We start from the raw sequence: 13,615 nt of genomic DNA, 5'->3' as shown, positions 1-13,615 counted from the left end.
CTTCCTTTCGCGCTCACGCGTCCTGCGGTGACTGATGACGGACCGAAATACCGTTCGCCAGCAGCCCTTTTCGAAGTGCTGTGACGGTGCCGAGATCTTCGAGCGCTGCAACGGTCCGGCCCAGTCCGGTCAGCGCGATGGTTTCGTCCTGCATGCCGCCGAGACCTGCGGTGATCAGGGCCGCGACGTAGGCGTAAGCCGCGGCCTGCCGGTAGCGAAACCACAGTTCCTCCTGCCCGATCTCCGGCCCGCCCGCCCTGGACAGGGCGTGTCGGTACCGGTCGAGCAGGTCCCGTTCGTTGGCGGTGCGGTCTGCGGTCGTCATGCCGGTCACCAGCGTGTACGCGAGGTCCCGGGTCGGATGGCCGCGTCGCACTGCCTGCCAGTCCAGCAGTCCGACCCGGCCGTCGCGAACGAAGGTGTTGCCCGGATGAGCGTCGCCGTGCAGCACGGTGTGCGGTGCTTGGTCGATCAGGCGCGCGACCGCGGGGTAGTTGTCGATGATGAACCGGCCTGCCTCCACCGCTATCCCGGTGTGCCCGGACAGCCGCCGCACCGACCGGCGCATCATCGACCCGACCAGTGGCACACTCGGATCCGCTGATCCGGCGTGGAGCCAGCCGAGCGGGACGCGGGCATTGCCGACGTCGGGCAGCCGGCCCCAGAACGTGCCATGCAGGTGGGCGAGCAAGTCGACCAACTGTGCCGCCCGCTCGGGTGTGAGCGGGTGGACGGTATCGGGAAACTCGCAATCGCCGGCGGTGAGATCTTCCAGCACGATGACGAATCGTCCTGTCGGAGAGTCGAATGCGGAGCCGTAGAGCCGAGGAATGCCGGTGAGTTCACCGGCGAGTTCGGCGTAGAAACGCACCTCGGTCTCCGCGAGCCGGCCGAGTTCGCCGATCAAGCGGTTGGGGACCGTGTCCGCAGCCATCTTCACGAACACCGTTGGTGGTACGCCATCGCCGGTGAGGGCGAGCAGCGCGCGCGAGGTGGTGCCATTTGTCCCACCGATCCGGGTCACCGAGGCGACCGGGCGGTTCATGATCCGAGACAATGTCGCCGCGTCCAGGTCGTCGATCTTCCGGGGAAAATCTCGCGCGCCGCGGACGATTGCGTCGGTCGCCACCCGCGCCGCACCGCGGCCCAGGTGCATAGCGACACCGATCAATGGTTTCACCCGTGCGGCGACATGCGATCCGCTTGGTCCGGGCACTGTGTTCGAACTCAATCCAGTCACCTTTCGACGCGAATCCAACCTTTACAGATCGTGCTGCAAATGTCACGCTAGCGAATAGTGAATCCCGCTCCGCGTTTCGGTGCGGGCGAACCGCGGAAGGTGACGCTGTGACGATTTCGAAGGTGGATTTCGATCCGTTTTCCGAGGACTACTTCAACGATCCGCACGAGACCTACCGCCGCCTTCGCGACGAAGCGCCCGTCTACTACAGCGACCAATACAATTTTTACGCGCTGAGTCGGCACGCGGATGTCGCGGTCGCGTTCAAGGACTTCGAGACCTTTTCTTCCGCCGACGGCATCACCCTCGCGGACTTCCAGGAAGACCGGCCCCCGCAAACCCCATCGATCATCATGATGGATCCGCCCGACCACCGACAGTTGCGCAGCCTGGTCAACAAGGTGTTCACCCCGCGTGCGATCGGGGCGCAGGAGCCTTTGGTGCGCCAGTTGATCGGTCATTACCTGTCGCAGGTCGATCCGGCGGGGTTCGACGCCGTGGCGGATTTCTCGGCGCTGTTTCCGGTGGAGGTCATCACCACCATGCTCGGCGTTCCTGCGGAGCACAGTCAGAATATTCGGGAGTGGCTGGATATCAGCTTGCAGCGTGCGCCGGGTGAACTGGGCGTGAGCCAGGCCGGCCTCGACGCGATGATACAAACCGCGATGGTCTACTTCGGCGTCATCGCGGACCGTCGCGCAGATCCGCGCGACGACATGATTTCTCGTTTGATCGCGACCGAGGTCGAGCGTGACGATGGTGGGTCGAAGACCCTCGACGACATCGAGATCGCGGGCTTCGCCACGCTGCTCGGTGGCGCCGGTGCGGAAACGGTGACCAAACTCGTCGGCGCCGCCGTGGTCCTGTTCGCGCGCCACCCGGAGCAATGGGCCCAGTTGCGCGCGGATCGATCGGCCATTCCGGCCGCCGTCGAGGAGGTGCTGCGCTACGCAGCGCCCGCGCAGTACGCCATGCGCTCGACCCGCCGTGACGTGGAGCTGCACGGCATCACGATTCCGGCCGGGAGCACGATCATGCTGATCGAGGCGTCGGCCAACCGCGACGAGCGGGCGTTCACCGACGCCGACCGATTCGATATCAATCGTGACCGCTCGCAGGCACAGAACCTCGGGTTCGGCTACGGCATCCACAGTTGCCTCGGAGCGGCGCTTGCCCGGATGGAAAGCGCGATCGCGTTCGAGCACCTGCTCGATTTCATGCCGGAGTACGAGGTGGATTTCGACAACCTGCGCCGGGTGAATATGACCAGTGTCGCCGGCTATTCGAATGTGCCCGTCCGCGTGCGGCGTTGAGCCGTCCACGGCAAGTGCGCACCAGCTGATTCGTGTCCGCCCATCGAAAGGATCTCCGAATAGATGCCAGCGCAAACCATCGAACTGGCCACCGCTCGACTCGTCCGTCGTTCCGGCGCGAGCCGCTCGGCTCACCGGCTCGACGTGATCGGCCATGACGTGGCGGAGGTGATCTCGGCGGCCGGCGGGACGCTCTTCGATCGAGCGCTCGGCGGGTGGGATGTCTGCGTGTACGCCACCGACGGCGGCGACTCCCGGGCTCTGCGCATTCTGGGACTGACCGGCTTGCCGCTCGAGGAGGGCATCTCGTCTGCCAAGGCGGGTCCGCGGGCGCTCGCGGTGTCGGCCGCCGCCTTGGCGACAGACGAACGGGTGCGCGACTACCTCTCGGCCGTGCTCGAGTGCGGTGATGTCGAGGTGACGATCTTCGGCGAAGGTCTGCCCTCGATGACGACCGCATCCGGTCCGGCCCGGCGTCGAATGAGTTTGGCGGCGAGGGCATTCAAGGGTTATGCACTCGACGCGGCGGCGATTCCGCACGGCGAGATCGAGCGCGAGGAGTACTTCGGCGCGGAGTGTATCGGCTTCTAGTGGCCGGCGATCTCAGCGGACCGGGACGCCTGACTCGTCCGTGGGCACGGCGAAGTCGACCAGTCGGCGGGCGTTGGACAACGTAGTCACGACACAGCTGCCGAGCGGGCCGCGGCGGTCGTAGATGGTTGCCGTACCAACCGAGATCCCCTCGGCTGCAATGGCATTGTCCGCGCGGAGACCGATTTCATGTCCGATTGGCAACCGCGAAAGGGTGAGTGTCATATCCGTGTTGATGTAACCAGCGCCCTGGGAACCCCAGTGGCATACGTGATTGGTGGTATCGCCGACCATCGCCGCGCGCTGGAACGGAGAGAGGGGTTCGCCCTCAACTAGCGGGGGCATGCTCTGCCAGGAGCTCTTGCGGTCCGCATTCTGGTTTGCCGCGAAGTCATGCGTCCAGTCGCGGTCACCACTCTTGAACAGTGGCGGCGACCCGTCGGGTGACAGCAGACCTTCGGGCGGCATCGGCAGGTCTATGGCCGGGCTCCACAACTGCCCCGGCGGCGCGGAACCGGTCATCAGGAACGCCGCCGACGCACGGACCCGTACTTGCCCGTCCTGCACGATGGCAGCGTCCGCGACAAGGATCCGCTTGCCCTCGCGGACGACCTCGCTTCGGAGCTCGACGGGCGCGTTGAGCACCGGGCGGAACAGTTCCGCGGTCATCCGGGCGGGGACGAACCCGGGCGGGCAGTGCTCCTCGAGCTCCCTGGCCAACAGCCCGCAGACGACCGGACCGCTCAACTGTGTTGGCGCCCAATGGCTCACCGCCAGATCTTCCGCGACGAGCCGATCACCGTGCTTGGTGAGAAAGCTGACCATCTGTGTCCCACTTCCACTGGCTGTCAACGCAATCATGCGATCTACCACGCCACGGCCCTTGCCGCGATGGGCATCGCGCCGCCCCGCACGCCCCCGTGCATGGAAATGGCCGGCAACAACAGCCGATTCAGGTGTTGTTGCCGGCCTTCCCACGTGCGCCGGTGAACTACTTCAGGCAGCTACCGGCGTCGACGGGCATCGTGAGGCCGGTGATGTAGCGCGCCTCGTCCGAGGCCAGGAACAGCACGGCATTGCTGATGTCGACCGCCTCGACCCACGGGATCGGCAGAGTGTGAAACATCTGGGCGATCGGTGCCATGTCCTCGGCGGTGGGGTTCTCCAGGTCCGGGCGGAACATGTCGAAGGTGCCCTGGTTCATCACCATCGGCGTGTTGACATGAGTCGGGTGTACCGAGTTGCAGCGAATCATCTCGTTGCCCAACTCGACTGCGAAGGTGCGCATGAGTCCGACGACGCCGTGCTTCGCGGCGATGTACTGGCCGCAGTGCGGGTAGGCCTTCAGGCCGCCGACCGAGCTGGTGAGAATGATCGATCCGCCGCGTCCGCCCGCGCGGATGTGCGGAACGGCGGCCTTGACCGACTTCCACACCCCGGTCAGGTTGACGTCGATCATGATCTGGAACTCGTCTTCGGCGGTCTTGTCCAGCGGCTCGCCGCCATTGCCGATGCCCGCGTTGGCGACGACGATGTCGAGCCGGCCGAGTTGCTCGACACCCGCGTCGACCGCGGCCTTGACCGCGTCGTAGTCGCGCACGTCCGCCTCGGCGGTGTAGATCCGCCGGTCGAGCGCCTCGACGAGCGCGACGGTCTCGGCCAGATCGGCAGGAGTGGACGGCGGAATCGCGCTGTCGGTCACCGCCTTACAGACATCGATCGCAATGATGTCGGCGCCCTCCTGCGCCAGCCGAACCGCATGGCTGCGGCCCTGGCCACGCGCCGCCCCGGTGACAAAGGCGACTTTGCCTTCTACTCGTCCCGTCATCTGTTTCTCAATTCCCTTCGGAGCGCTCTGGCGAGTTTGGATTTTCGGTGAAGTCGATGTGCAGCTCGGTCAGCCCACGAAGGATGAAGGTGGGCTCGTAGGTGTACCGGCGGTCGTCGATCGGACCGTGCTTGTCCTCGTTGATGCGGATCTCGGACATCCGGTCGAGCATCCGTTCGATCGTGACGCGGCCCTCGACGCGGGCGAGCGGACCACCCGGGCAGGAATGCGCGCCGCGGGCGAATGCCATGTGCTCGCGGACGTTCTTGCGATCGAGCTTGAACGTGTGCGGATCCTCGAACCGGCGCGGATCGCGGTTGATGGCGCCGGCGGCGTACATGACGACCGAGCCGACCGGAATATCGACACCGCCGAGTGTGGTGTCCTTCTTGGCCAACCGGAACCCGCTCTTCACCGGGGCGTCCATCCGCAGCGATTCTTCGACGAAGTTCGGGATGAGGCTCCGGTCGTCGCGCAGCGCCTGCTGCACGTCGGGCCGGTCGCCGAGCACGCGGACCGACGCGGACAACAGCTTCGTCGTGGTTTCCTGCCCGGCCGCGAAGAGGAAGGTGGCGGACCGCACGACGTCGATGACCTCCGGGGTCGAGCCGTCCGGGTACTTGGCGGTGGCAAGGGCGGTCAGGATGTCGTCCTGCGGGTTCGCTCGCCGATCGGAGATGAATTGACTGAACTTCTCGTCGAGCCACTCGAGCGGGTTGAGGCCGACGGCCTCCTTCAGGAGGCTGCCCACGGTCGAACCGGGGCGAGGCGCACCGAGCGCTGCACGGAACTCGTCGTGGTACTCCTCGGGGACGCCGAGCATATCGGCAATCACCAACAGCGAGAACGGCTTGGCGTAGGCCTCGAGGAAGTTGCACTTGCCGTCGGCGATGAACTCGTCAAGCTGCTGGTCGGCGAGGCGCCACATGAACTCCTCGTTCTCCTTGAGCCGCTTCGGCGTAAGGAGCTTGAAGAGGACCGACCGCGCATTCGTGTGCTCGGGCGGATCCATGGTCACCATGTGCTCGTTCATCGGCATCAGGTGGCGGTTCTGTGCGATCAGCTCCGTGATGTCGTCACCGACCACCTCGAACGGGAGCGGCGGAAACGGGCCGGCCACCGCGACGCACGAGGAGAAGGTGTCGCTGTCCCTGAAGACCACGTTGGCCTCTTCGGCGCCGGTCACTGCGTAGACGCCGTAGTGCGGTTCCCGCGAGACCGGGCACTTGTCGCGCATGTAGTCGAACCACGGTTGCGGATCGGGTACCAGGGACGGATCGGTAAAATAATCGACCGTTTCGAAATCGGTCACGCGGGTTCTCCTAACCAGGGCCGACTGGGCGGCGGCATTGCGAGTGTCTCGTTCTTGATTTGGAAGAATAGTACTCTCGGTAGCGAAGAGGAACCCTCGGTGTCAGATCTGCTGGCGGCAGTCCTCTATTTTCGTCAAGAGCTCGGGCATTCGAACGCATCGACTCGGTGCGGGCCGGCAAGGGAAGCGCCGGCCGCACCCACTTGTCCGGGAGTCCCCGCCACTGACTCTGCTGATGTTCCGGCAGACATCGAGTCTCTCCGAGAGGCCGATAGGGATCGGTAGCCGGACACCGGTTGCTTCGGCAACGGCGGCGCATGCTCGCTACCTTGGTTACCGATTGACCGATGCTTCTCGCGCTCGCGCGCACTGTCCATTGGCGTCAGCCGTTCAACCTGGAGGTCGCCTTGCGCAATTCCCTCACTCGCGCCGCCCTATGGTCTGCGGCCGCAACCGAACGCGCCGCACTGGCCGATGACCTCGCTGGTCTTCACGAGGCGCAGTGGGCGCAGCAGTCGCTGTGCGGACGGTGGGTGGTAGAGGAGGTCGTTGCTCACCTTACGGCGGCGGCGAGTATCGGCGCGCTTCGTTGGTTTGGGAGTGTCCTGGGGGCACGGTTCGACTTTGACCTGCACAACGACCGGCGTCTGGCCGAGTACCGAGGCGCGACCCCCGCCGAGACGCTGGAGTGGTTCCAGCGGGTCGTCACCAGCACGACGTCGGCGCCGGGTCCGACCGCGGCGTGGCTTGGTGAGGTGGTGGTGCACGCGCAGGACATCCGGCGGCCGCTCGGGTTCGGGCGCACGCCCGCTGTCGAGACGGTCACCGAGGTTGCCCGCTTCTACGCCCGGCGAGACTTCACCGTGGCCGGCCGCAGCACCATCGAAGGTCTTCGTCTCGAAGCGACCGACGGGCCCTTCACGACGGGAGCCGGCCCGTTGGTCAGCGGCACGACCCTGGCGCTCACGATGGCCATGGCCGGTCGTGGTGCCTACTGTGACGACCTCGCCGGGCCGGGCGTGCCGACACTGCGGGACCGCTGCACAATCTGACTGCCTCGCTGACCAGCGGCATCGATGCGGTCGCGGTGGAGGCACGTCGACGACCGCCTCATACGGCGAGCGCGAAGGCGCCGTGCCCGCTCTGGCGCACAACTGACCGCTGGGTGTTACATGGCGGGACGGCCGCAACACCGGCGTCGGCCTGCTTGCACTGGAGGCTTCGTGGATGTGAGTGGAACCGAACGGGTGCTCGACGAACTCGGCTACTACCTGCTCGCCGGTGCCGGCGGCACGGGCCCGGCGACGTTGATGGACGAGGCGCGGCGCGGCGAGGAGCTCGGCTTCGGCAGCGCGTTCATCTCCGAACGCTGGAACGTGAAGGAGGCGTCCTCGCTGTCCGGCGCCGCCTGCGCGGTGACGAGTCGGATGCAGATTGCCACTGCTGCGACGAATCACAACACACGTCACCCGTTGATCACCGCCTCCTGGGCGACGACGATGCATCGGCTCTCCGGCGGCCGGTTCACGCTCGGGCTGGGCCGTGGCATCGCCGCTATGTACAACGCCTTCGGCGTGCCCGCGGTAACCACCGCCCAGCTCGAGGACTTCGCCGGGGTGATGCGGCGGCTGTGGCACGGCGAGGTGATCTTCAACCACGACGGACCGATCGGCAAGTATCAGGTGCTCTTCCTGGATCCCGACTTCCGCGAGGACATCCGGCTTGGTCTGGTGGCGTTCGGTCCGCAGACCCTGGCGCTGGGTGGGCGGGCATTCGATGACGTCATCCTGCACACCTACTTCACGCCGGAGACGCTGCAGCGCAGTGCGCGGATCGTGAAGGACGCGGCCGAGCAGGCCGGACGCGACCCGGACAGCGTGCGGGTGTGGTCGTGTTTCGCGACTGTCGGCGATCATCTGCCCGAGGAGGTACGGCTGAAGAAGACCGTTGCGCGGCTGGCGACCTACCTACAGGGCTACGGTGACCTGCTGGTCAAGACGAACAGCTGGGATCCGGCTGTGCTGCAACGCTTTCGCGATGACTCGGTGGTCACCTCGATTCCCGGCGGGATCGATGCGAAGGCCACGCCCGAACAGATCGAGCACATCGCGACGCTGCTGCCGGCCGAATGGCTCGAACCCGCGGCTACCGGATCGGCACAGCAGTGCGTCGACCGCATCCGCAAGGAGTTCGAGTACGGCGCCGACGCGCTGATCATGCACGGTGCCACGCCGGACGAGCTCGAGCCCATCGTGCAGGCGTACCGCGAAAGCTAGTGCTGCTAAGCCGATTCGGCCGGTCGGGCCCGGATATGCGCGCGCTCGCCCTGCTTGCCGAACAGGCTGAGGAACTCCACCGCCGCGCCGTCGGCGGCACCGAACCAATGCGGCACGTGGGTGTCGAATTCGGCCGCCTCGCCGGGCCGCATGACGATGTCGTGTTCACCGAGCACGAGACGCAGCCGGCCGTTGAGCACGTAGACCCACTCGTAGCCCTCGTGCGTTCGCAGCGTTGGTTCGCTTCGGCCGCTGTTCGCCGGAATGACGAGCTTGTAGGCCTGGATGCCGCCCGCGCGGCGGGTGAGCGGCAGGACGGTCATGCCGAACCGGGTCTCCGGCCGCAGGTGGATGCGCGGGTCGCCGGTGGGTGGCGCATCCACGAGTTCGTCCAGCGTGACGCCGTGTGCACGGGCCAGCGGGAGGAGCTGCTCGAGCGTCGGGCGACGATCGCCGGATTCGAGCCGCGACAACGTGCTGACCGATATCCCGGTCGTCGCGGACAGCTCCGCGAGCGTGGTGTCACGCTGCTTGCGTAGGGCACGCAGGCGTGGTCCCACCGCGTCCAGCGCCTCGTCGATGTCGTCCGGCATATGGGTCAGTTTGCCACATTGGCAAACAAGTTTGCACAAATCGCGGATCTGCAGACATGGTTGTCATCAGGAGGTGGTCGGAATGACCGATGAGCTGAAGAGTGAATACGACGTAGTGGTGATCGGCGGCGGCGCTGCCGGACTGAGTGGGGCATTGACGCTGGCTCGCGCGCGTCGATCCGTGGTCGTGCTCGATGCCGGCGAGCCGCGCAATGCGCCGGCCGAGGGCGTGCACGCGCTGCTCGGCCGCGAGGGGATCGCGCCCGCCGACCTGCTCGAACTGGGGAGGGTCGAGGTCCGTGGGTACGGCGGACGGGTGGTACGCGCCGAGGTGACCGGTGTGGCGCGCAACGGCGACGGATTCGCCGTGACCGTCGCCGACGGAAGTACGGTGCAGGCCCGCCGGATACTGCTCACCACGGGCTTGGTCGACGAACTACCCGACATTCCCGGGCTGCGTGAACGTTGGGGCCGGGACGTGATCCACTGCCCGTACTGCCATGGCTGGGAGGTGCGGGACAAGGCAATCGGGATCCTCGCCACCGGCGCCGAGGCAGTGCACAAGGCGCTGCTGCTTCGGCAGTGGAGCTCCGACATCACGCTCCTGTGCCACAGCACGGAGGCGCCGAGCGGTGAAGCGGCCGAACAGCTCACGGCTCGCGGAATCCGCGTAGTCACCGGTGTCGTGACCGGAATCGACACGGTCGACGATCGACTGCAGGCGCGTTTGGCGGATGGCACACTCGTTCCCCTCGAAGCGCTGGTCGTGGCGCCGCGGATGGTCGCGCGCAGCGGCCTGCTGAGCGCACTGGGCCTGCATGCGGTGGAGCATCCGTCCGGCATGGGTGAGCAGGTCCCCGCCGATCCGACCGGACGAACCGCCGCGCCCGGTGTGTGGGCGGCCGGAAACGTCACAGATATCATCGCCCAGGTCGGAACGGCCGCGGCGGCAGCCACCTTCGCGGCGGCGCAACTGAACGCCGACCTGGTTCTCGAGGACACCGACCGTGCCGTCGCCGCGCAACGCGAGCGGGTATCGGTATGAACGAAAGGACGAGGCCCGTGGCCGAGGAGTTCGACAAAGAGTTTTGGGAGCAGCGTTATACCGGCGACCAAAGCATGAACCCTGACCGGCAGCCGAACCCCTACCTGTTGAGTGCGGCACGCGATCTTGTCGTCGGCAGCGCACTGGACGCCGGTTGTGGTGAAGGCGCGGAAGCGATCTGGCTTGCCGAACACGGCTGGACGGTCACCGCGCTCGACTTGGCCGAAGGAGCGTTGCAGCGGGCGCGGCAACGAGCCGCAGCGCATGGCAGTGGGATCACGTCCCGGATCGAGTGGCGCCAAGTCGATCTCACCGGCTGGAAGCCGGCCGATGAAAGATTCGACCTGGTGTGCAGCAACTACGTACACCCGACCGGATCGCACGAGGAAATGGTGCGCCGACTCGCGGCAGCGGTTGCGCCGGGCGGCACATTGCTCGTGGTGGACCATCTGCGCACCGACGGCCACGGGCATGGGCATGGCCACGGCCATGGGACGCACACCCGGTCGGATGAGCCGATGGTGACGCGCGCCGTCGATGACCTCAGCGCAGGAATCGATACCGACGAATGGGAAATCGTTGTCGCACAAGAGCACACCCGTATCGTGGCCGCATCCGACGGCGAAGAAAAGATGCTGCACGACGCGGTTCTGGTGGCGCGCAGGCGATCCTGAGGGCCGGTCATGTGCCGGCGAGATACCCGTCCGGGGGAATAATTCCGGCGACCAGCGCATCGACGAACCCGTCGAACCGACTGATCATGTCCGCGAAAGCGGTTTGGGCCAGCACGCTGTAAAGCAGCATGCCGATGAGCGCTTCGGCGATGGCGTTTATGTCCGTGTCGGCCCGGATTTCGCCGTCGTCGGCTGCGGCGGTGAGACGTTGCACCAGCCCCTCTCGCTGCGGGCTGGCAAGCAGTGCGTAGAGCGTCTTGTCGTCGGGGTTCGCGATCGCGGTCGCGACGAGCGCGCGCACCAGCGCCGCACCTGCGGGTTCGGCAAAAAACTCACCGTGCTCGACCAGCCAGGTGCGTAGATCCGCGGCGATGTCGCCGGTGTTCGGCAACGGGAACGACTCGCCGGGTCCGTACGCGTCGAGTACGGCCTCGGCCACCATCGGCGCCTTCGACGGCCAGCGCCGATACACGGTTTGCTTGCCGACACCGGCGCCCACGGCGACCCGATCCATGGTCACGCCGGCGTATCCGTGCTGGATTAGCAGTGCGCGGGTGGCATCGAGGATCGCCCGGTGCACGTGCGCATCGCGGGGGCGTCCGCGACTGGGGGAAGACATATCCGCAGCCTAACCGCCTGCTGGATCGACAACGTGCGTCGAAAATTCGTCGGACCGGTTCCCGGATCGAGTTCTGTCGGGTACATTCGCCAATACCGAGACCACTAGTCTCGTATTTTGGCGATGATGTGCATCGCTGCCGACAAGAGGACCACCATGACGTATCCGACAACCGTCTCGGTCGTGCCGACAGACTGGGATCAGATCACCCCGGAATGGATGACGGCGGTGCTGGCTCCGCATCACCCGGGCGTCCGGGTCGCTGCGGTCGAACTGCTGACCCGCGACGACGGAACGAATCGGTGCGCCCGCCTGGGCCTGACATATTCGGAGGGTTGTGGTCCGGCAACCGTGTTCGTCAAGGCCGCCGAGCCGGACCACAAGGAGCTCATTCGTCTCACCAGCGGGATGTTCCACGAGCCGCGGCTGTTCATGTGTGGTGCCGAACTCCCACTCGAGCATCCGGATGTATACGCAGCGCTGATCGATGAGGACGACTACGACTTCCTATTGGTGATGGAGGACCTGACCGCCCGTGGCGCGGATCCGCGCGACGGACTGCGGCCGCTCACGGTGGAGCAGGCGGTGAGCGGAGTTCGCGGGCTTGCTCGATTGCACGGAAAATACTGGGGGAAAAGACTTTCCGAAGATTGCTCGCTGAATTGGGTAGAGTCGTTCGTGCCATGGAACGGAATGGAGATGGCGCCGCTGTCGAACGCGTTGGACCTACTCGGCCCCGATGCCCCGGACGAGGTGATGGAGCTGACCATCGACCTGCTCGTCGACGATATCTGGAAGCCCTATATCCGCAGCCTGGTTCGCGCACCACAGACCCTGCTGCACGGCGATCCGCATGTCGGGAATACCTACGTCCTGCCGAATGGCGAGGTGGGCTTTCTCGACTGGCAGGTGGTCCGGCGCGGCAACTGGTCGCTCGACGTGGGCTATTTCATCCAGGGCGCCTTAACGGTTCGGGATCGCCGACGGGCCGAGCGGTATCTGCTCGCCGAGTACCGCGATGCGCTCGATCTCCCGCCCGACGAGCTGCCGTCCGTGGACGAGATCTGGCTGCGGTACCGTGCCTCGGTCGCGCACGGTCTGACGATATGGCTGTGTACCGCCAGCGCGGGAGAACTGTGGCAGCACCCGTATATCGCACTCGCGCTCGCGGAACGGTATTCGACGGCGTTTGCCGATCTGCGCACTGCCGAGGCGCTGGCCCAACTCTGAGCAGGCATGATCAGGGCCGTTGCAGCGGGGTCACGGCGATCTCGACGTAATCCGCTACCGGCTCGAACCCGATCCGCTGGTAGATCGAATTCGACACCTCGTTGGCCAGGTCCGTGAAGAGCACAGCCTCGGTTGCGCCGCGGTCGAGGGCAAGTTGCGCGGCAGCCGCGGTGACCGCCGAACCGTATCCGCGGCCGCGCCTTTCGCGCGGGGTGTACACCGGCCCGATGCGGGAGACGCCGAATCGGGCACGACGCGGGACGGCGAACGCCACCGGAGTGTCGCTCACCCGCCAGAACACGAATGCGTCGCCGCCGGCCATCATTCGGTCGATGACGATGCGCAGTTTCTCGAGTCCGGACGGAGCGCGCGCGAATGCTTCGACCTGGAACTCGTCGAACCAGGCAGCGAGCAAGTCGATGTCGTCGGTCGTCGCCATCGTGGCCGTGCCCGGCACGTCGGCGGGCGGATGCAGTGTCGCGAGCCGATACAGCCGTTCGTCGACGGCGATCGCTGCCGTTGCGCCGGTGGACGCGGCCCAGGAGTGCCCGAAAGTGATTGCCGTATCGCGTAATCCATGTACAGCGGCGATTTCCGGCCCGACCGCCGTCAAGGTTTCCGCCACCTCGGGAATTGCCGTTGACGGGAGACCGGAGACGAGAAACGGATACCCCGGCGACCGAAGCGCCGCGCCGACCAGGTCAGAGCCGGTCCACACCGTCACCATCAACAGGCCGTCGGCCGCCGGCGGTGCGGCCAGCACACCCAGTTCGAATGTGTGCCGCACAGGATCACGCCGATAGACCTGTTCGGCGAGCGGACGGAACTCGTCGAGTGTGTCGTGCAGCCGGACCTCCATGTGGTCAGCATGGGCGGGCGGTGCGGGGTGTTCAA

At 66.1% G+C, this 13,615-nt stretch carries 14 protein-coding genes; 7 read left to right on the top strand and 7 right to left on the bottom strand.

What is annotated here, in order from left to right:
* Positions 1-13 precede the first annotated feature (13 nt).
* On the bottom strand, positions 14-1,156 hold the full coding sequence (locus tag OG921_RS17045) for a phosphotransferase family protein (protein WP_266113942.1): 1,143 nt from the start codon (positions 1,154-1,156) through the stop codon (positions 14-16).
* 191 nt (positions 1,157-1,347) lie between these two features.
* On the opposite strand from OG921_RS17045, the gene OG921_RS17040 reads away from it, so the two are divergent.
* Positions 1,348-2,553 (top strand): cytochrome P450, encoded by a 1,206-nt coding sequence (locus OG921_RS17040; RefSeq protein WP_266113678.1) that lies wholly within the window; start codon positions 1,348-1,350, stop codon positions 2,551-2,553.
* Between the two features lie 63 nt (positions 2,554-2,616).
* Positions 2,617-3,144, top strand: coding sequence for a hypothetical protein (locus OG921_RS17035; protein WP_266113676.1), 528 nt, complete (start codon positions 2,617-2,619; stop codon positions 3,142-3,144).
* 12 nt (positions 3,145-3,156) lie between these two features.
* On the opposite strand, the gene OG921_RS17030 is transcribed toward OG921_RS17035, so the two are convergent.
* The 3 genes from OG921_RS17030 to OG921_RS17020 all read right to left on the bottom strand — a co-directional run bounded on the left by OG921_RS17030 (position 3,157) and on the right by OG921_RS17020 (position 6,284).
* A complete protein-coding gene (locus OG921_RS17030) occupies positions 3,157-4,005 on the bottom strand; it encodes a thioesterase family protein (protein ID WP_266113675.1) in 849 nt (282 codons plus the stop codon).
* A gap of 130 nt (positions 4,006-4,135) precedes the next feature.
* Positions 4,136-4,972: a mycofactocin-coupled SDR family oxidoreductase gene (locus tag OG921_RS17025; protein ID WP_266113674.1), complete on the bottom strand. Its 837-nt coding sequence runs from the start codon at positions 4,970-4,972 to the stop codon at positions 4,136-4,138.
* A 7-nt stretch (positions 4,973-4,979) separates the two neighbouring features.
* Positions 4,980-6,284: a cytochrome P450 gene (locus tag OG921_RS17020; RefSeq protein ID WP_266113673.1), complete on the bottom strand. Its 1,305-nt coding sequence runs from the start codon at positions 6,282-6,284 to the stop codon at positions 4,980-4,982.
* 407 nt (positions 6,285-6,691) lie between these two features.
* Here OG921_RS17020 and OG921_RS17015 point away from each other — a divergent pair, with 407 nt between their 5' ends.
* Complete coding sequence (locus OG921_RS17015; RefSeq protein WP_266113941.1) at positions 6,692-7,336, top strand: maleylpyruvate isomerase family mycothiol-dependent enzyme; 645 nt, start codon at positions 6,692-6,694, stop codon at positions 7,334-7,336.
* A 177-nt stretch (positions 7,337-7,513) separates the two neighbouring features.
* On the top strand, positions 7,514-8,560 hold the full coding sequence (locus tag OG921_RS17010; protein ID WP_266113939.1) for a TIGR03857 family LLM class F420-dependent oxidoreductase: 1,047 nt from the start codon (positions 7,514-7,516) through the stop codon (positions 8,558-8,560).
* 5 nt (positions 8,561-8,565) lie between these two features.
* On the opposite strand, the gene OG921_RS17005 is transcribed toward OG921_RS17010, so the two are convergent.
* Positions 8,566-9,153, bottom strand: coding sequence for a helix-turn-helix domain-containing protein (locus OG921_RS17005; protein WP_266113672.1), 588 nt, complete (start codon positions 9,151-9,153; stop codon positions 8,566-8,568).
* Positions 9,154-9,235: 82 nt separating this feature from the next.
* Between OG921_RS17005 and OG921_RS17000 the strand changes: the two genes are divergently transcribed.
* Both OG921_RS17000 and OG921_RS16995 read left to right on the top strand, forming a co-directional pair.
* The gene (locus tag OG921_RS17000) at positions 9,236-10,198 is read left to right on the top strand and encodes an NAD(P)/FAD-dependent oxidoreductase (protein WP_266113671.1); all 963 of its coding nucleotides are present in this window, start codon (positions 9,236-9,238) and stop codon (positions 10,196-10,198) included.
* Between the two features lie 17 nt (positions 10,199-10,215).
* On the top strand, positions 10,216-10,872 hold the full coding sequence (locus tag OG921_RS16995) for a bifunctional 2-polyprenyl-6-hydroxyphenol methylase/3-demethylubiquinol 3-O-methyltransferase UbiG (RefSeq protein WP_266113670.1): 657 nt from the start codon (positions 10,216-10,218) through the stop codon (positions 10,870-10,872).
* A 7-nt stretch (positions 10,873-10,879) separates the two neighbouring features.
* On the opposite strand, the gene OG921_RS16990 is transcribed toward OG921_RS16995, so the two are convergent.
* On the bottom strand, positions 10,880-11,491 hold the full coding sequence (locus tag OG921_RS16990; protein WP_266113669.1) for a TetR/AcrR family transcriptional regulator: 612 nt from the start codon (positions 11,489-11,491) through the stop codon (positions 10,880-10,882).
* A gap of 156 nt (positions 11,492-11,647) precedes the next feature.
* On the opposite strand from OG921_RS16990, the gene OG921_RS16985 reads away from it, so the two are divergent.
* Positions 11,648-12,721 carry a phosphotransferase gene (locus OG921_RS16985; RefSeq protein WP_266113667.1) on the top strand — a complete coding sequence of 358 codons (1,074 nt, stop codon included), beginning with the start codon at positions 11,648-11,650 and terminating at the stop codon, positions 12,719-12,721.
* 10 nt (positions 12,722-12,731) lie between these two features.
* On the opposite strand, the gene OG921_RS16980 is transcribed toward OG921_RS16985, so the two are convergent.
* Positions 12,732-13,580 (bottom strand): GNAT family N-acetyltransferase, encoded by an 849-nt coding sequence (locus OG921_RS16980; protein WP_266113666.1) that lies wholly within the window; start codon positions 13,578-13,580, stop codon positions 12,732-12,734.
* Between the last annotated feature and the right edge of the window lie 35 nt (positions 13,581-13,615).

Source organism: Aldersonia sp. NBC_00410, from assembly GCF_026342035.1.
Lineage (GTDB): Bacteria > Actinomycetota > Actinomycetes > Mycobacteriales > Mycobacteriaceae > Aldersonia.
The sequence above is the reverse complement of the archived record's forward strand: the minus strand, read 5'-3'. Positions and strand labels throughout refer to the sequence as shown.

What these genes read in the sequence shown, in the direction of transcription:
- OG921_RS16990 (WP_266113669.1), bottom strand. Translation starts at nt 11,491, where the DNA reads ATGTCTTCCCCCAGTCGCGGACGCCCCCGCGATGCGCACGTGCACCGG.
- OG921_RS16980 (WP_266113666.1), bottom strand. Translation starts at nt 13,580, where the DNA reads ATGGAGGTCCGGCTGCACGACACACTCGACGAGTTCCGTCCGCTCGCC.
- OG921_RS17030 (WP_266113675.1), bottom strand. Translation starts at nt 4,005, where the DNA reads ATGATTGCGTTGACAGCCAGTGGAAGTGGGACACAGATGGTCAGCTTT.
- OG921_RS17000 (WP_266113671.1), top strand. Translation starts at nt 9,236, where the DNA reads ATGACCGATGAGCTGAAGAGTGAATACGACGTAGTGGTGATCGGCGGC.
- OG921_RS17035 (WP_266113676.1), top strand. Translation starts at nt 2,617, where the DNA reads ATGCCAGCGCAAACCATCGAACTGGCCACCGCTCGACTCGTCCGTCGT.
- OG921_RS16985 (WP_266113667.1), top strand. Translation starts at nt 11,648, where the DNA reads ATGACGTATCCGACAACCGTCTCGGTCGTGCCGACAGACTGGGATCAG.
- OG921_RS17005 (WP_266113672.1), bottom strand. Translation starts at nt 9,153, where the DNA reads ATGCCGGACGACATCGACGAGGCGCTGGACGCGGTGGGACCACGCCTG.
- OG921_RS17025 (WP_266113674.1), bottom strand. Translation starts at nt 4,972, where the DNA reads ATGACGGGACGAGTAGAAGGCAAAGTCGCCTTTGTCACCGGGGCGGCG.
- OG921_RS17045 (WP_266113942.1), bottom strand. Translation starts at nt 1,156, where the DNA reads ATGCACCTGGGCCGCGGTGCGGCGCGGGTGGCGACCGACGCAATCGTC.